The organism is Kitasatospora sp. NPDC032121, assembly GCF_055580145.1.
Genome location: NZ_JBVILX010000014.1, coordinates 169,250 through 186,247 on the forward strand (window position 1 = coordinate 169,250; position 16,998 = coordinate 186,247).

12 protein-coding genes are annotated in these 16,998 nt (G+C 72.5%); 6 read left to right on the forward strand and 6 right to left on the reverse strand.

Annotated features, from left to right (window positions below; all coding sequences use genetic code 11):
• Nucleotides 1-164: 164 nt before the first annotated feature.
• Nucleotides 165-1,304 carry an IS701 family transposase gene (locus ACZ5OX_RS28720; RefSeq protein WP_465634106.1) on the reverse strand — a complete coding sequence of 380 codons (1,140 nt, stop codon included), beginning with the start codon at nucleotides 1,302-1,304 and terminating at the stop codon, nucleotides 165-167.
• Between the two features lie 287 nt (nucleotides 1,305-1,591).
• On the opposite strand from ACZ5OX_RS28720, the gene ACZ5OX_RS28725 reads away from it, so the two are divergent.
• The 4 genes from ACZ5OX_RS28725 to ACZ5OX_RS28740 all read left to right on the forward strand — a co-directional run bounded on the left by ACZ5OX_RS28725 (nucleotide 1,592) and on the right by ACZ5OX_RS28740 (nucleotide 6,734).
• On the forward strand, nucleotides 1,592-3,067 hold the full coding sequence (locus ACZ5OX_RS28725; RefSeq protein WP_465634107.1) for an amidase: 1,476 nt from the start codon (nucleotides 1,592-1,594) through the stop codon (nucleotides 3,065-3,067).
• Between the two features lie 137 nt (nucleotides 3,068-3,204).
• Nucleotides 3,205-4,737 (forward strand): MFS transporter, encoded by a 1,533-nt coding sequence (locus ACZ5OX_RS28730; RefSeq protein WP_465634109.1) that lies wholly within the window; start codon nucleotides 3,205-3,207, stop codon nucleotides 4,735-4,737.
• A gap of 53 nt (nucleotides 4,738-4,790) precedes the next feature.
• Nucleotides 4,791-5,456, forward strand: coding sequence for an HAD family hydrolase (locus tag ACZ5OX_RS28735; RefSeq protein WP_465634111.1), 666 nt, complete (start codon nucleotides 4,791-4,793; stop codon nucleotides 5,454-5,456).
• Between the two features lie 75 nt (nucleotides 5,457-5,531).
• Nucleotides 5,532-6,734 (forward strand): glycosyltransferase family 2 protein, encoded by a 1,203-nt coding sequence (locus ACZ5OX_RS28740; protein WP_465634112.1) that lies wholly within the window; start codon nucleotides 5,532-5,534, stop codon nucleotides 6,732-6,734.
• Between the two features lie 100 nt (nucleotides 6,735-6,834).
• Here the strand turns inward: ACZ5OX_RS28740 and ACZ5OX_RS28745 are convergent, their stop codons facing one another.
• Both ACZ5OX_RS28745 and ACZ5OX_RS28750 read right to left on the reverse strand, forming a co-directional pair.
• Entirely contained in the window at nucleotides 6,835-8,313 is a 1,479-nt protein-coding gene (locus ACZ5OX_RS28745; protein WP_449791238.1) for a purine-cytosine permease family protein, read from the reverse strand.
• Between the two features lie 208 nt (nucleotides 8,314-8,521).
• Nucleotides 8,522-10,045, reverse strand: a complete 1,524-nt coding sequence (locus ACZ5OX_RS28750) for a S8 family serine peptidase (protein ID WP_465634114.1) — start codon at nucleotides 10,043-10,045, stop codon at nucleotides 8,522-8,524.
• Between the two features lie 460 nt (nucleotides 10,046-10,505).
• Here ACZ5OX_RS28750 and ACZ5OX_RS28755 point away from each other — a divergent pair, with 460 nt between their 5' ends.
• Nucleotides 10,506-10,826 carry a hypothetical protein gene (locus ACZ5OX_RS28755; protein WP_465634115.1) on the forward strand — a complete coding sequence of 107 codons (321 nt, stop codon included), beginning with the start codon at nucleotides 10,506-10,508 and terminating at the stop codon, nucleotides 10,824-10,826.
• Between the two features lie 203 nt (nucleotides 10,827-11,029).
• Here the strand turns inward: ACZ5OX_RS28755 and ACZ5OX_RS28760 are convergent, their stop codons facing one another.
• The 3 genes from ACZ5OX_RS28760 to ACZ5OX_RS28770 form a co-directional block, all read right to left on the reverse strand.
• Nucleotides 11,030-11,527, reverse strand: a complete 498-nt coding sequence (locus ACZ5OX_RS28760; RefSeq protein WP_465634116.1) for a phosphoribosyltransferase — start codon at nucleotides 11,525-11,527, stop codon at nucleotides 11,030-11,032.
• Between the two features lie 234 nt (nucleotides 11,528-11,761).
• On the reverse strand, nucleotides 11,762-12,496 hold the full coding sequence (locus tag ACZ5OX_RS28765; protein WP_465634118.1) for an alpha/beta fold hydrolase: 735 nt from the start codon (nucleotides 12,494-12,496) through the stop codon (nucleotides 11,762-11,764).
• A 162-nt stretch (nucleotides 12,497-12,658) separates the two neighbouring features.
• Nucleotides 12,659-13,423 carry a sporulation protein gene (locus tag ACZ5OX_RS28770; RefSeq protein ID WP_465634119.1) on the reverse strand — a complete coding sequence of 255 codons (765 nt, stop codon included), beginning with the start codon at nucleotides 13,421-13,423 and terminating at the stop codon, nucleotides 12,659-12,661.
• A gap of 1,035 nt (nucleotides 13,424-14,458) precedes the next feature.
• Between ACZ5OX_RS28770 and ACZ5OX_RS28775 the strand changes: the two genes are divergently transcribed.
• Complete coding sequence (locus ACZ5OX_RS28775; RefSeq protein ID WP_465634120.1) at nucleotides 14,459-16,438, forward strand: eCIS core domain-containing protein; 1,980 nt, start codon at nucleotides 14,459-14,461, stop codon at nucleotides 16,436-16,438.
• The last annotated feature ends 560 nt before the right edge of the window (nucleotides 16,439-16,998 follow it).

The window sequence follows — 16,998 nt, forward strand, 5'->3', positions numbered from 1 at the left end:
GGGAATTCGCCGGGGCTCCGCGGCGTCCGAGCGGAATTGCGCTCCCGGCATCGGATGTGTTCTGCTGACGGAAAACGAGGGCGGGCCCGCGATTTCTTGCGTGCGCACATCGCCCTCGGCCGAAACGATTAGAACACCACCTGAGTCGGAGCGGCAAGCAGGTGTTAAAAGGAGCGGTACTTGCGCTTCCGGTCGGCCCTTTCGGGCTGGTGGGCCGTCACCGCCTCCAGGTGCAGGACGGCCGCCGTCATCGCCAGCGTGGTGTGCCGGTACCAGGCCACCCAGGTGCGCACCTGGTGGCTGCTCAACCCGGCCCGGGTGTCGGCCTCGTGGACCGCCCGGGCGGCCGCCGCGCCCGCCGCCGCCATCGCCCGCGCGGCGGGGACGTCCGGCGCCGTGGTCGGCGCGTGCAGCAGGAAGCGCGAGGTGTGCCCGGACGGCAGCCGGCGGGCCAGCAGGGTCAGCCGGAAACCCGGTGCCGGATGGCCGTACACCGGGCCCAGGGTACGGCCCAGCAGTTGCCAGGCCTCCTCCCTGCCCGGCTCCGCGCGCACCGCCGAGGCGTCCGACTCGCTCTGCGGATAGGGGAGTTGGGGAAGCTCGACGCAGAACGGCAGCCGCCGCCGGCACAGCCACTGGCGCAGCTGCGGATCGGCGAAGTCCGGGCCGCCGAACACCCAGCCGATCGGCATCGCCGCCGCCAGGGCGCGTTCCAGCATCTCCTGGCCGAGGTCGGCCATGCTGCGCGGGTGCACCCGTTCCGGCGGCACGCCGGCCCGGGCGCAGCGCGCGGGGTCGGCGGTCCACTGCGAGGGCAGGTACAGCTCGCGGTCGATCACCGCGGCCCGGTTGCGCGACACGTAGCACAGCAGCGCCGCGGCCTGGATGTTGCGGTCCCGGTTGGCGGCCCGCGCCCCGGCCGGGGCGACCGCGACCGCGCCGGTGCCCGCCCGGGCCGTCTCGTGCCGGCTCAGCACCGCGCACGGGCCCGACGCCCCGAGCAGCGGCACCACGTGCGCGCGGATGCTGTCGCGCAGCCGGTCGGCGTCCCACACCGTGCGGGTGAGCAGCCGCTGGGTGCTCCAGGCGCTGTCGGCGCCGGACCGGGCGGCGATCTGCGCGGCGCTGCCCCGGCCGGGGGAGGTCAGCAGCGCGTGGACGTACGCCAGCGCCCGGTCCCGCGCCTCGGCCCGGGTGAAGTGCTCGCCCAGCAGCCGCAGCAGGTCCGGGTCCGGGTCCGGGTACGGGTACGGGGTGGCGGGGCCACCGGGGCGGGCGAGGGGGGAACGGGACATGACGGCCATACCGGATCTCCGATAGGTCTAGACCTGTCTATTCCGTGGCGAGACTAGCCGAGCATCGGGCGCGGGGTAAGTGGTTGATCGTGTACCCGACACCGGGGTACACGCGCGCGACGGCCCGCCGGCCCCACCGACCCCACCGAACCCACCCGCCCCGCACCCCGCACCACCGCCTCCCACCCCGCCCCGCACCCCGCCGCGGACGCCGTGCAACCCGGACGCCCGGCCCGGTGTTCCCCCTCACGCCCGGCTCCTGGAGCCCAACCGACGAACCCCGTGCGAGGCGTGAGATGACCGAAAGCACCGAACTGAGCGCCACCCGACTCGCCGAGGCGATCCGCCGACGGGAGATCTCCCCGGTCGAGGCGGTCCAGGCGGCACTGGAACGGATCGAGAAGACCAACCCCGCCGTCAACGCCTTCGTGACCGTCTGCGGCGAACGCGCCCTCGAACAGGCCGCCGCCGCCGAACGCGCCGTCACCTCCGGCGCCGAACTCGGCCCGCTGCACGGCGTCCCCATCGGCGTGAAGGACCTCGACCCCGTCGCCGGCGTCCGCATGGCCCGCGGCTCCCTGGTCTTCGCCGAGGACGTCCCGCAGGAGACCATCCTCTGCGTTGAACGCCTCGAACAGGCCGGCGCGATCGTCGTCGGCAAGACCAACACCCCCGAGTTCGGCTTCAAGGCCACCACCGACAGCGCCCTGTTCGGCCCCGCCTCCACGCCCTTCAACCGCGCCATGAACGCCGGCGGCTCCTCCGGCGGCAGCGCCGCCGCCGTCGCCTCCGGCATGGTCCCGCTCGCCCAGGGCTCCGACGCCGGCGGCTCGCTGCGCGTACCCGCCGCCTTCTGCGGCGTCTTCACCCTGATGCCCACCTTCGGCCGGGTCGCCGTCCCCGCCAAGCCCAACGCCTTCCGCCGCTACAACCCGATGGTCTGCTACGCCACCCTCGCCCGCACCGTCGCCGACGCCGCCCTCGGCGTCGACCTGATGTCCGGCGAGCACCCGTACGACCCGTACTCCTACCCCGCCCCCGACAAGCTCGTCGACGCCCTCCACGGCGACCTCACCGGCCTCACCGTCGCCTACAGCCCCGACCTCGGCGGCTACCCCGTCGAACCCGAGGTCGAAGCCCTCGTCCGCGCCGCCCTGCCCGCCCTGCGCGACGCCGGCGCCACCGTCGAGGAGATCGACTTCACCCTGCCGCTGCCGCACGCCGACCTCACCGCCATGTGGCGCCGCTACCTGTCCGTCGCCCACGCCGAATCCGCCGCCATCTCCCGCGACAACGGCCTCGACCTGCTCGGCACCTACGCCGGCTCCATCGACCAGGCCTACCTGGACTCCGTACGCGTCGGCGAATCCCTCAGCGCCGTCGACTTCCGCCTCGAAGACCTCGACCGCACCCGCGTCCTCTACGCCTTCGAGAACCTCTTCGACCGCTACGACCTGATCGTCAGCCCCGTCAACGCCGTCACCGGCATCCCCAACTCCGCCGGCCGCGACACCGTCGGCCCCGACACCGTCCACGGGCAGCGCGTCGACCCGTTCGTCGGCTGGTCCCTCACCAGCCCGTTCAACCTGATCGCCAGCCCCGCCGCCTCCGTCCCCGTCGGCCGCGCCCGCAACGGCGTTCCCGTCGGCCTGCAACTCGCCGCCCGCCGCCGCAACGACGCCCTCGTCATCCGCGCCGCCGCCGCCCTGGAAGACCGCCTCCCCTGGGCCGCCACCTACCAGGACCTCGACCTGGACGCCACCACCGCCTGACCCGAGGCCACCACCCCCCGCCACCACCGGCCGGACCGGACGCAACCCGACCGGCCCGGCCGGTGTTCCACCACCAGGACCACCCCCCGGCCGACGAACCGGCCCACCCGCCGGGGGAGCGACGAAGGGGAGACACCGTGCAAGCCACCACCCGGCAACCCGCCGGCCGGCGGACCGGACCCAGCGGCACCGCGCTGCTGGTCCTGCTGATCGGACAGTCGATGGCCAACATCGACCTGGCCATCGTCAACCTGGCCGTACCCGCCGTCAGCGCCGACCTCCACGTCAGCGGCTCCGCACTCACCCTGATGGTCACCGCCTACGCGCTGTGCTCCGCCGTCCTCCTCGCCCCCGCCGCCCGACTCGGCGAACGCCTCGGCGTACGCCGCGTCTACCTCTCCGGCCTCGCCCTGTTCACCCTCGCCTCCCTCGCCTGCGGACTCGCCACCAGCGCCCCCGTCCTCATCGCCGGACGCTGCCTGCAAGGCGCCGCCTGCTCCCTGATGATCTCCCAGGTCCTCATGGGCATCCACCGCTGGTACACCGGCCCCGCCCGCGCCCGCGCCCTCGGCTGGAACGCCGTCACCCTCTCCGGCGGCGCCGCCCTCGGCCAGATCCTCGGCGGCACCATCGTCTCCGCCGACATCCTCGGCACCGGCTGGCGCGCCGTCTTCCTGCTCAACGTGCCCATCGGCGCCCTCATCCTGCTGCTCGGCGTCGTCCTGCTCCCGCACGACCGACCCGCCACCACCCCCCGCCGCGGCGACAACGACATCCCCGGCACCCTGCTGCTCGCCGCCGCCTCCCTCACCGTCCTCATCCCGCTCAGCCTCACCCGACCCGCCTGGATCTGGCTCCTGTTGCCCGCCGCCCTCCCGCTCGCCGTCCGACTGGTCCGCACCGAACAGCGCGTCATCGCCCGCGGCGCCACCCCCGCGCTCGACCTGCGCCCCCTGTCCACCCCCACCGTCCGCTGGGCCCTCACCACCTCCTCCGGCTGCACCCTCACCTACATCTCCATGCTCTACCTGCTCTCCCTCCACCTCCAGGACCACCTGCACCTGCCGGCCTGGCAGGCCGGACTCGTCCCGCTCGGCTGGGTCCTCGCCTTCGGCCTCGCCGGCCCCGTCATCGGCCGCGCCCCACACCGCCTCACCCGGCGACTGCCCTTCATCGGCTGCACCCTGCTCACCACCGCCTACGCCCTCGCCCCCGTCGTCCCCGCCGGCGAGGGCACCGCCATCTGGCCGCTCACCGCCGTCCTGTGCATCGGCGGCTTCGGCCTCGGCCTCACCAACACCTCCGTGCTCAACCTGCTCACCACCGCCGTCCCGCCCCGCCACGCCGCGACGCTCAGCGGCACCGTCAACACCCTCTCCACCGTCGTCGGCGTCACCGGCGTCGCCCTCTTCGGCGCCCTCTACCCCTGGCTCAGCCGCAGCACCTGGGCCGGACCCACCACCGCCTACACCCTCGCCAGCGCCGGACTCGCCCTCATCACCGCGTTCTGCGGCTACGCCGCCCTGCGCGCCGTCGCCGCCGCACCCGACCCGGCCGACACACCCGACACACCGGAGCCTGCCGCCGCACCCGACCCGGCCGACGCAACCGACCCGGCCGCCCCGGTGTTCACCACCGGGGAACGCCCCGGCGCGCCCACCACCGGCTGAACCCCGCACACCACCACCGCACCACGAACACCCGACCCAGAGGACGACCCGCCATGACCGAACTCCACCACCTCCACGCCAAGGCCGCCCTGTTCGACCTCGACGGCACCCTGGTGGCCACCGAACACCGCAGCCGCGCCGCCTGGACCCGCCTGTTCACCACCCACCACGTGCCCTGCGACGACACCGTCCTCGCCACCTTCGTCGGCCGGCGCGGCAAGGAAGCCCTCGCCGACCACGTCCACCACTTCCCCGGCCACAGCGTCGACGAACTCTTCGACGAGGCCTGCGGCTACCTCATGGGCCCCGACAGCCCGCCGCCCTTCGCCGTCCCCGGCGCCGCCGAACTCCTCGCCGACCTCCACACCCGCGGCGTCCCCCTCGCCGTCGTCACCTCCGGCCTGCGCGCCCACGCCACCGAGATGCTCGACCACGTCGGCGGCGCCGACCTCTTCCAGGTCATCGTCACCGCCGAGGACGTCAGCGCCGGCAAGCCCGACCCCCAGGGCTACCTCGCCGCCTGCCGCGCCCTCGGCGTCCACCCCGCCGACGGCCTCGCCTTCGAGGACGCCCCGGCCGGCGTCAGCGCCGCCAAGAGCGCCGGACTGCGCTGCGTCGCCCTCACCACCACCCACGGCGCGGGCGACTTCACCCACGCCGACCTGGTCGTCCCCGACCTCACCCCGCTGCGCTGGACCCCCACCGCCGACGCCCACTGACCCCGCCCCGCCCGCCGCCCCGACCACGTCCACCACCACACCAGCCCGACACCGCCGGGGAGACACGACACCGCCATGCCCGCCGCCCGCCCCTTCGCCCCCGACGCCCTCGCAGCCGCGACCACCAGCAGCCTGATCCTCGTCCACGACCCGCTCTCCCGCGCCGTCGCCCCCGACTACTGGGACTGGTCCGCCGACGCCCACCACGGCGCCGCGCACGCGCTCACCGCCATCGACGACGACCGCGTCCGCACCAGCACCGCCCGCCTCGCCGACGACCCCGCCGACGCCACCGCCGCCGCCCACCTCACCGCCGCCCTCACCGACCTGCTGCGCCGCCCCGAGGGCACGGATGCGGCCCTCGACGCGCTGCGCGCCGCCGCGGCCCGCACCGAGTCGCTGTCCCGGCTGATCGTCCAGCCGGGCCCGCCCGCGGCGCCGGCCCCCGCAGCGGCCCCCGACACCGCCGAGCTGCTGGCCGCGCTCGCCCGCAAGCCGCACCGGGCCGCCCACCCCGTCGACGCGGCGGTGGTCATCCCCTTCCGCGCCCCCGACGACGCCACCGGCCGGGTCCGCAACCTGGCCGCCGTCCTCAACGCGCTCGCCGACCAGTCCCACCCGCGCGAGCGCTACCGCGTCGTGGTGGTCGAGAGCGACGAACGCCCGCGCTGGCGCGAGCTGTTCGCCGACGCCTGCGACACCTACCTGTTCGCGCCCGACCCCGGCCGGTTCAACAAGTCCTGGACCGTCAACGTCGGCGTGGTCCACGGTGCCAGGCCGGCCGAGCTGGTCTGCGTCCTGGACGGCGACATCCTCGTCGACCGCGACTTCGTCGCCCGGGCCGTCGAGCGCTTCCAGCGGCCCGGCACCCAGGCCCACTGGCCGTTCGAGGACATGCTCTTCCTCGACCCCGCCTCCAGCGCCCGGGCGGTGCGCACCCGCTGCCTCGACGCGGCCCCCGACCCCGGCCCGGACCGGCTGCGCGGGGTCCACCTGCGCCGGCCGCCGGGCGGCTGCGTCTGGCTGCGCGAGGACCTCTTCACCCGCATCGGCGGCATGGACGAGCGCTTCTGCGGCTGGGGCGGCGAGGACCAGGACTTCGTGTGGCGCGCCGAACGCTACGGCCCGATGGACCGCCACCGCGACCCCGTCGTGCACCTCCACCACGACCGGGCCGCGCACCGCGGCGACGACGGCACCCCCTTCTACGAGGAGGTCGAACGCGCCGGCTTCTGCAGCTGGCCCTGCGACTCCGACTTCGGCCGCCTCGACCGCTGACCGCCCGCCGTCCGTCCGCTGCCGGCGGGCCCGGGAACGACACCGCCCCGCCGGCTCGATCGAGCCGGCGGGGCGGGGGAGTGCGGGGCGCGCCGTGCGGTCAGACGGTGACCCGGTCGGTCCGCTCCGCCGGGGCGTCGGCGCCCTGCCGGCCGGCGGCGGGGGTGTTCTCCCGGGGGGTGGGGAGCACGGCCATGATCACGCCGGAGATCACGATGGTCGCCGCCCAGGCGAGCCCGTACTTGCCGACGAAGGTGCCGGAGAGCGGGCCGGCGAACCAGTCGCACTTGGTGAAGGCGAGGCCGAACAGCAGCGCGACGACCCAGGACACCATCGCCTGCCAGCAGAAGCCGCCCTTGTACCAGTACCGGCTGCCGCTGGTGGTGTCCATCAGCGCGGCGGCGTCGTAGCGCACCGCACGCGAGCGGCGACGGAACATGTCCACCGCGTAGACGCCGATCCAGGCCGAGAAGGAGACGGCGAGCAGGATCAGGAAGGTGATGAAGGAGCCCAGGAAGCTCTTGGCGACCAGCATCAGCAGCAGGCCGCCGACCAGCGAGATCACGGCGTTGATGCTGACGGCCATGGCGCGCGGCAGCTTGACGCCCATGGTCTGGGCGGTGAAGCCGGCCGAGTACATGGACAGGCTGTTGATCAGCAGCATGCCCACGATCGCGGTCAGCAGGTAGGGCACGGCCAGCCAGGTCGGCAGCAGGTCGCCGAGGAAGGAGACCGGGTCGGCGGCGTCGGCCAGGCCGGGGGAGGCCACCGCCATCACGGCGCCCATCAGCACCATCGGCACCATCACCAGGCCGGCGCCGGAGACCGTCACGCCGGCGATCTTGCGGCCGGAGGCGGCGTGCGGCAGGTAGCGGGTGAAGTCCGGGCCGGTGGGCACCCAGCTGATGCCGCCGGCGGCGATGGTCCCGATGCCGGCGATCATCATCGCGGTGGTGCCCGCGGGCTTGGCGAAGACCTCGCTCCAGTGGATGGTCGCGACCAGGTAGCCCAGCACCAGGACGCTGAAGACGCCGAAGAGGTACGTCGACCAGGTGTTGCAGACGTTCAGCGCCTTGCGGCCCATGCCGGAAACCAGGAAGGTGCAGGCGACGAAGGCGAAGAGCGTGATGACGATCAGCGCGGTGTTGCTCTTGACGCCGAAGAGCAGGTCGAGGACGGTCAGCACCGCGTACGCGCCGGTGACGGCGTTGATCGTCTCCCAGCCGAACCGGGCGATCCACAGGATCGCGCCGGGGAACAGGTTCCCGCGCACCCCGAAGGTGGCCCGCGAGAGCGTCGCGCCCGGCGCCCCGCCCCACTTCCCGGAGACCGACAGCACGCCGACCATGCCGAAGGAGGCGAGTGCGGCGCACGCGGCGACGACCAGGACCTGCCAGAAGTTCAACCGGTTGAACACCACCAGGGCCGCACCCATGGTGAGCAGCAGGACGCTGATGTTCGCCGCGACCCAGGTCGGGAAGAGCTCGCGGACTCTGCCCCGGCGCTCGTGGTCCGGAACGGGTTCGATACCGCGGGTCTCTATCGCGCCGTCGACGTCGACGGTGGACAGGTTGTCCATGAGGGTGGCTCCGTGCGTGTGAAGCGGGAGAAGAAAACAGACAAATAGAACATTTATGGAACTCTTCGCGCGTAGCGCGGGAGTTCGGCCATCCTACGTTGTCCAGTTCCCCGACCCCGAAAGCCCCCGGCACACCACCCGCTACGGTGCGTGACCGCGAGCGCTCGCGGTACCCGGCCGGGACACCCCGGCCGGGTACGCCCTGCGCCTACTCGACCGCGCGCAGCGCGTCGACGACGCCGAAGCCGTAGAAGCCGTTGACGCGCCCGCCACCCGCGCAGACGGCGTCCACGACGCCGTCGCCGTTCCAGTCGTACGGGTCGGCCGGGCACCCCGGATTGTCGGCCTGGGCCTTGAGCAGCGCCTGCAACTGGGCCGGGGTCGCCTGCGGGTGGGCGGACTTCAGCAGCGCGGCCACCCCGGCGACGTGCGGCGTGGCCATGGACGTGCCCTGCTCGTAGCCGTACTGGTTGTTCGGCAGCGTCGACAGGATGCCGCCCGACCCCGACGGTGTGTCCGAGGCCACGTACTGGTCGCCGCCCGGCGCCGCGACGTCGATCACACCGAGGCCGTAGTTGGAGTAGTACGCCTTCGCGCCCTTGGCGCCGGTCGCGCTGACCGTGACGACGCCCGGCAGCTGCGCGGGCAGGTCCCAGCACCTGTGCGGGTCGACCGTCCGGTTCACGGGGGTGGAGTCGTTGGGGCTGCCGGCGTCGGTGAAGCCCCCGGAGGCCAGGTCGTGCCTGGCGTTGCCGGCCCCGGCGACGTTGAGGGTGCCCTTGCGCTGCGCGTAGAGCTGGGCGCGGTCGACCGCGTCGACGACGGCCTTCTGGTCGGGGTCGTCCAGGCAGTTGTACTGCCACGGGTCCACGTAGTAGCTGTTGTTGGTGATCTGCACACCGTGGTCGGCGGCGAACACGAAGGCGCAGACGACGCTCTCGGCGTAGATCAGCTGGCGGCCGGTGGGCTGGGAGACCGTGATGCCGGAGACCTTCACGCCGGGTGCCACGCCCGCGACGCCGACGCCGTTGCGGGCCGCGGCGATCGTGCCCGCCACGTGCGTGCCGTGGAAGTACTCCGGGTCCGCCGGCCGCCAGGAGCCGTACGTGGTGTCGGCCCTGCCACTGGCGCAGTTCGCGGACTGCGCGGGGGAGAAGTTCGCGGCGAGGTCGGGGTGGGTGTCGTCGACGCCGGTGTCGATCACCGCGACCGTGACGTCCCGGCTGCCGGGGTTGACCTTCGCGGCCCTGTCCGCGCCGATCGCCCGCAGGTCCCACTGCTCGGCCTCGAGGGGCTCGCCGCCGTCGGACGCCTTCGCGATCCTCGCGGCCTCGGCCTCGGAGAGGCGGCGCACCGCGCCCTCCTCGGTCGTGCCCACCACGCTCAGCGCCGCGGTCCGGGTGGCCCCCGCCGACTCCACTCCGCGCACCGCGCGCATCCGCCTGCCGAAGTCGGGGTCCGCCGAGTGGGCGACGATCACGCCGATCGCGTCGTACGTGACGACGATGCTGCCGCCGGCCGCGGTGACGGCCCGCCGCACCTGCGCGATCGTGTGCCGGTCGGTCCCGGTGTTGACGACGTACGCCAGGGCGGGCGCGTCCCCGGCCCGCGCGGCGGAGGGTATTCGGGGCGTCGCCGAGGCCGACGCGGGGAGGAACCCGAGCGAGGCGGTCAGCGACAGCACGACCGGTACGGCCAGGCCGAGCCGGGGCAGGGAACGTCGTCGAGCCATGTGGTCTCCACATCATCCGGGGGCAGGGCCCAGCCTCGTCCAGCGGCGCCTGCCGCGACTATCCGAAAAGTCCCCCGCGCCGGCGCACCGAAACGGCTTGCCCTTCACCCGCCCGTCACCCGTCTCCTCGGACCTTCCGGCCCTGCCGGCCCCGGAGGCCGTGGATTCGCCCCGGGCCACAGCGCAGCGCGATGTCCTGCGACACGACCGCCTTGGACGGCTACGCGCCCTACGCCACCGAGGAGTTGGAGTGCCACCGGGGTGAGTGCCGCGGGCGACGACGCCGAGGGGCCCGAACACCACCGACCTCCCCGGAACGCCGTGGTTCGGCCTGGTCCGAATCACGTTGAGCCCGGCCGGGGGCGCGGCGAACCTGATTGCGCGACGCACCCGGGAGCCATGTCTCGCGGAGAACCGACTTCCGAGGCTCCAGGGCGCGGACCGCGTCGAAAGGAACACCATGCGAGCAACGAAGTCCCGGATCCTCGCGGGCTCGGCCGCCCTCGTGCTGGCAGGCCTGGGCGGCGCCGTGCCGGCCCAGGCCGCTTCGGCGCCGCTGGCCGCCGGTGGCACGGCGCCGGCCTGCATCGACCGCAGCAGCGTCACGAACATGGCCGGCGGTGGGATCGCGGGCTATGTGTACAACAACTGCGGCAGGACGATGAACGTCCGGATCATCGTCAACTACTGGCGGGACACCTCGTGCCAGTCGATCCCGAACAGGCAGAGCAGGTACTTCCACACCGTCGGCGGGACCTACGACCGGACCGCGGTCTGCTGAGAACCGGATGACGGCCGGCCCGAACAGCGGTTGACACCGGCCGGGGCACGGCAACGTGCCCCGGCCACCCGACCGCCGCCCGGCAGGCCGCCCGTCGCAGCCGCGCCCGAAGTCCCGTCGGCGACCGGCCCGTTCACATCACGGTGCCGCCCGGCCCGAGGGCGGCGGTCATGCCGCGTGCTCCCCGCGCCCGCCGCCTCCGATCAGGCGTCGAGCACCTGCCCGGCGCGCCTGACGACCGGTCCCTGCGTCGACCACGGGAACTCGATCCAGTCGTCGGTCCTCTTCCACACGTACTCGCACTTCACGAGGGAGTGCGACTTCTCGTAGATGACGGCCGACCGGACCTCGGCGACATGGTCGAGGCAGAAGTCGTGCACCAGCCTCAATGTCTTGCCGGTGTCGGCGACATCGTCGGTGATCAGGACCTTCTTGTCGGTGAAGTCGATCGCGGCGGGAACGGGCGCCAGCATGACGGGCATTTCGAGAGTCGTGCCCACGCCCGTGTAGAACTCGACGTTCACCAGGTGGATGTTCTTGCAGTCCAGCGCGTAGGCGAGACCGCCCGCCACGAACACCCCGCCGCGGGCGATGCTCAGGACGAGGTCGGGCTCGTAGCCGTCGTCGGCGATCGTCTGCGCGAGTTCGCGCACCGCCCGTCCGAAGGTCTGGTAATCCAAGGTCTCGCGCACATCAGTCACGGCGACCAGTGTCCTGGGCCGCCGCCCGGGCGGCGAGCACCGGCACGCCCAGGGCCGGAAGTGTGGCGTTTCCCACGCCGGCCGCACGCCGCCGCACACCGCGCAGCCCCCGTACCGACCGTACCCGGTCGGCGAACCGGCGCCCGTACGGCCGGGGAGAACCGGACGAGCCGCGGCCGGAGCGGCCGGGCACGGGCGGGTGCTCGTCGGCCCGGACGCCGGCTGCCCCGTCGGTCAGGATCCGGCTGGCGCCTGGACCCCTCCGCCAGCGGTCACCCCCTCGGAGGCCGCGATCCGGCCCAGCAGGGCGGCGAGTCGCCGGGGCATCGAGAGGAACGGCGAGTGGCCGCTCGCCAGCCGGTGGACGGTGCCGGCCCGGGTGGTGAGCTCGTGCTGCCGGGCCGGGTCGAGCGCCTGGTCGTGCTCACAGACGACGTAGCTGGAGGGTACGGTGCGCCATCCCGCCGTGGTCACCGGCTCGGTGAGGGAACGGATGCTCTGCGGCCGCAGCCGGGCCACGGCCCGCTCCGCCTCGGCTTCGGGAACGTCGGCGAACAGAATGCGCCGCGCGTCCGGGTAGGGCGGGGCCTGGCCGCTGCCGTCGTCCGGCGGGGGCGTGCCGAGAAAGGTGAACATGCTCTCGCCCGCGTCCAGTTGGAACCCCGCCACGTACACCACCCGAACCACGTCGGCGGCATCCGCTATGGCCTCCGTCGCAGGCACCCCACCGTAGGAGTGGGCGACCACCACCACCGGTCCGCCGATGCGCCGCAGGCCGTCCCGGATGGCCTGCGCGTCATCCAGCATGCCGACCGACCGGCCGGCCGGGGAGTTGGCACTGGGCAGGTCGACGGCGTGTGACCGCCAACCGCCGCCCTCGAGCGCCTCGCGCACCGGGTCCCAGCACCAAGCCCCGTGCCAGGCCCCGTGAACCAGCAGGAAAGCCGGCCGGTCGGCGTCAACTCCCATGTGCAGCACCTCCGTTGCCCATCGATCATGTCCAGCGCTCCCGACGATACCTCCGGGACCGCGCCGATCGCGGCGGACGGGCTGCCGCACAGCCGCCTTGCCGACCGATGACCGATGACCCGGCGCCCCGGTCCAACCGGACACCGGGTCCGCGGCGCGCGGTCAGTGACCCAGCACGCCGCGGATCCAGCCGTCCACGGTGCCCGTCAGGTCGTGCTGCCCGGCCGCATGGTCCAGCACGAACGTGCGCACCGAGTCGCCGCCACGGAACATGCCGCGCTTGTCGAACTCCAGCACCACCTCGACCCGGTGCGGGTCGGTGACGAAGGACAGCTCGATCTCGTTGCAACGCCGGGCGAACTGCGGCGCCGCCTTGTACTCGATCTCCTGGTAGAACGGCAGCGTCTGGCCCGTGCCGTGGATCCGGCCGGCTTCCAGATCGGCCCGCTGGAAGTGGAAACCGAGCGCCTCCAGCGCCTCCAGCACCCGTTGCTGCACCGGCAGCGGCTGCACCGCGAGCGGATCGGTGTCCCCGCGGTCCAGTTGGCCGGCGATGTCCACGTCGGTGCGGACCCCGAGCACCATGCCCGCCAGGTGGTGACCCCCGATCGCGGTCAGCGGTGTCTCCCACGGCACGGGCAGGGCGAACGGGACGGCCCGCTGCTCCTCGGCGGCCAGCCGCAGCGGGCCGCAGACCTGCGCCCGGGCGAACTCCTTGACGGTGTGGCTCTCGCCGTCCTCGTGCTCGACCTCGACCCGGGCGGCCAGGCAGAGCGTGATGCCGTTGATGTCGGCGTCCCGGCTGCCGCCGACCAGGTTGACCTGGCCGTGCACGGTGCCGCCGGGATGGACGGCCGGGGTGGACAGCACTGTGTCGACGGTGGGTCCACCGACGCCCAGGGCGCCGAGAAGCCGCTTGAACACCATCCGAGGGCACTCCTCACAGAACCGGGGGACCGAGCGCACCGATCCTACTTTGCCTGCGCTTTGCCACCGACCGGCCGCCTCCGGCCACCGACCGGCCGCCTCCGGCCGCCGACCGGCCGCATCCGACAGCACCTCGGCCTCCGTGAAGACCGGGTCATCGGCAGCAGGCATGGCCTCGTCCGGCTCCGCCGGCGGACTCCTGTCCGGCGAATCGGTCACCGGATGATGACACTCCGTCATGCCCGCGGAATCCGAGGGCGTACGCGACGTTGTCCTGTGGCAGATGATCTTGACTGTTTGCCAAATGATCTCGATCGGAGTTGCCGAGTCCCGCCCGCTATGCCAGGTAGCGCTTGACCGGTTGGCGTAGGGGAAGAGGAGGGCGTTTGCGTCGCTGGTGATTACCCTGCGGCGGCGGCCATCCGCAAACGAGGGCTGACGCGGCGAACAAGCTGCAGCGGGACTCCCTGGCGGACTGCCCACGCCAACGCCCGCCGCTTCGCCTCCTTCGCGGCGGGCTGCGTCAAGGTCGCCGAACCGACCCCTGAGCGCGCCGAGTTCATCGACGTCGTCACCCTCGATCCGGCGGAGTTCCGCAGCCGCGTGCTCCGCCACGGTGAGTTGACCGACACCGCCGCCGCCTATCTCGCCCTGGATGTGCTGAGCCTCCGGTGACCTCGGTGCGGGCGGGGCCGGCGCCTCACGCTCATGAATGTGCCCGCACCCCCAGCGCGCACCCACGCTCCAAACCGAACCCAGTGGGTGCCCGCTAGTCCCCCCGTTGTGCCCGTCGGGTTGGCGAGGACTGTCCGTACGGCCCTGTTCCCGACCGTCCTGCACGCGATATCCAAGAGGCTTGCGGTTCATCCACCACGTCCCCACCAGTAGGGGCGTCGGCGACCCGAGGGGGCACAAATGCCACACAAACGGGAAAACAGGCGCAAAGCCACCCCTGAGCCGGCCGTAGCACGCACTCCCGCGCCGCTGTCGGGCTCCGCCGTGCCGGGGGTGGCCTCCCCACAGGGGATCCTGGCCTTGCAGGCGTCCATCGGCAATGCCGCCGTCGGGCAGATGATGCGCCAAGCCGGCCTGCTCCACAGCCAGCAGCAGCACCAGCACGGCGCCGGCTGCGGCCGCCAGCAGCCGGGCATCGAGCCGGCGGTGCAGCGCTCCGCCGTCCACGACGTCCTGCGCACCGGCGGCCGTCCCATGGACACCGCCACCCGCACCGACATGGAGACTCGTCTCGGCGCCGACTTCACCGATGTGCGCATCCACGACGACAGCGCCGCCAAGGCCTCCGCCGCCGAACTGGGCGCCCGCGCCTACACCAGCGGCAACCACGTCGTCATCGGTGACGGTGGCCGCGACCGGCACACCCTCGCCCACGAACTCACCCACGTCATCCAGCAGCGCCAAGGCTCCGTCGCCGGCACCGACCACGGCGACGGACTGCGTGTCTCCGACCCCTCCGACCGCTTCGAACGTGCGGCTGAAGCCAACGCCCGACGGGTGATGTCCGGCCCTGCGAACGCCGCCGCCGGTCCCACCTCCGCCCAGGCCACGGCAGTGGACCACGGCGGCCAGGTCCAGCGTGCGCCCGAACCCGATGCGGTCGCCGTGCAACGGGCCCCGGGCATCGGACTTCTGCGAGACCATGACCCCGCACCGCACGACACCTCTCCGCTGCGGGACTGGGCCACTCTGCACAGTGCCGCGCAGCAACCGGACCACCTCACTGCGGTGGACGTCCACCAGATCCTGCTGACCTACCAGAAGCTGTCCGACGGCTGGAGCAGTGGCATGGGCGAGGTGCAGCAGGCACTCAGCAACAAGTTCGGCGAGGCCGAGAACGTTCCGGAGAGCAGCGTCCGGTTCGGTCCGGTCGAGGTGGTGAGGGGAGTGCCCCGAGGTACCTGGATGCGGGCCAATCCGCTGACCCTGAGGGGTGCCGCCGGTTCCGATGCGACCGCGGGCACCTACGCCGGACTCGGCGGAGCGGTGGAAGGGCACCTCCTCAACGCCCACCTCCACGGACCAGCCACCCAGGTGAACCTCGCGCCCTTCTCGAAGAAGCTCAACACTGTGCACAGCCGTCTGGTCGAAGAACCGCTCAAGAAGATGATCTACAACGATCGTGGCACCTTCTTCTACTCGGTACGGGTAGAAGGCGATCAGACGGACCCCCTTCCCGCAGCGATCGTCTGTCACGTCATCGAGCTCAACGACGACGGCTCGCACATGGAGGACGGATACCAGCAGGAGGTTCGAATCGACCAGAAGGGAAGGGCGACCGGCACCCAGACGGGTACCGGATCGGAAGACGAGCAACTCGATTTCGACCATGCCCACGAGAACGGGGAGGACACCGGACTCGCCGCCATGTGGAACCAGTTGCGATTCCCATGGAGCCGGGACTACGGACAGGCGGTCAAGGTAGTCTTGGAGACGGCGCACCAGGCCGTCAGCGCGTGGGAAACACGCCACCACGGCGCCTCCTCGCTCGCCCATATGCCCGTTACGGCCGTAACGTTCACGAGCGGTGCCTTCCACGACGTCGACGAGGACGGGGAGATGGTCGACGTCGAGATGGGAATCGCCATGGACGCCAACCCACTCACCATGCGGCCCCCGACCGGGCAAGCAGGGTTCGAGCCGGAAGGCGGCGCCTGGGGCCTGGGCGCTGTTCGCGGCCACCTCCTCAACCACCATCTCCATGGTCCCGCGGAACCGCACAATCTCGTCCCGATGAGCAATAGCCTCAATCAGCAGTTCGAGCGGACCGTTGAAAGCGTCGTCAAGCGCATGGTGCTCGAAGAAGGGAGGGTCCTGCGGTTCAGGGTGGAGATGGCCGGCGCGGACGAGCAGTTCGGCTTCGAAGGCGTGCCGGAGACGCTGCACTACCAGGTGCAGGAGTATCACTTGAACCCGCAGACCGGGGAGTGGCAGCTGAACCCCACCCCGCTGCTCCAAGGCAGTCTTTCCAACTCGACCGACGTGGACTACCGCGACTGACCGCACCGTACCCCAGCAGGGTGGCGTGGCGTCGGTGGGCCGTGGTCGCTCGATGCGCCCCGAGCCGGCGCCCATCGGGAATTTCTGCTCCAGGCCCGTGACGCCCCCCCCGGAGCCGATCCCGATCGGGCGGCCGGCGCACCCTCACCGCCCGCCCGCTCCGACGTCGCAGCCTGCTCCACTGTCGGGGAAGCTGACAACACCGGCAGCCCCCGTGTGCACGTTGTGCGGAGGCTGCCGGCTGGTTGCTACCCGAGCTGTCTGCTCCGGTTGGGCCACGATGCTCGGCATGTCTACTCGTGCAGAGCTTCGGCGCGATCGCGCAGGCCTACGAACGGTTCCGGCCGGGCCACCCTGAGGAACTCGCCGACGTGGCCTCGACTGGGCCGGCAGCGGCGTGCGGACCGGCAGGTCGACCACGGCGAAGTCCGGATCGCCCGTCAGTTCCGCGACCGGCACCTCCACCGGCCCCCCGCCGATGTCCGTCAGAGTCACCGTCTTCGAGGTGACGCCCACGACCGCCCGCACCTGCCCGGCGAAGCGCACCCACGCGCCGACCG

Coding starts and splice junctions, on each gene's coding strand:
- ACZ5OX_RS28720 (WP_465634106.1), bottom strand. CDS start 1,304: ATGGCCGTCATGTCCCGTTCCCCCCTCGCCCGCCCCGGTGGCCCCGCC.
- ACZ5OX_RS28725 (WP_465634107.1), top strand. CDS start 1,592: ATGACCGAAAGCACCGAACTGAGCGCCACCCGACTCGCCGAGGCGATC.
- ACZ5OX_RS28735 (WP_465634111.1), top strand. CDS start 4,791: ATGACCGAACTCCACCACCTCCACGCCAAGGCCGCCCTGTTCGACCTC.
- ACZ5OX_RS28740 (WP_465634112.1), top strand. CDS start 5,532: ATGCCCGCCGCCCGCCCCTTCGCCCCCGACGCCCTCGCAGCCGCGACC.
- ACZ5OX_RS28745 (WP_449791238.1), bottom strand. CDS start 8,313: ATGGACAACCTGTCCACCGTCGACGTCGACGGCGCGATAGAGACCCGC.
- ACZ5OX_RS28750 (WP_465634114.1), bottom strand. CDS start 10,045: ATGGCTCGACGACGTTCCCTGCCCCGGCTCGGCCTGGCCGTACCGGTC.
- ACZ5OX_RS28755 (WP_465634115.1), top strand. CDS start 10,506: ATGCGAGCAACGAAGTCCCGGATCCTCGCGGGCTCGGCCGCCCTCGTG.
- ACZ5OX_RS28765 (WP_465634118.1), bottom strand. CDS start 12,496: ATGGGAGTTGACGCCGACCGGCCGGCTTTCCTGCTGGTTCACGGGGCC.
- ACZ5OX_RS28770 (WP_465634119.1), bottom strand. CDS start 13,423: ATGGTGTTCAAGCGGCTTCTCGGCGCCCTGGGCGTCGGTGGACCCACC.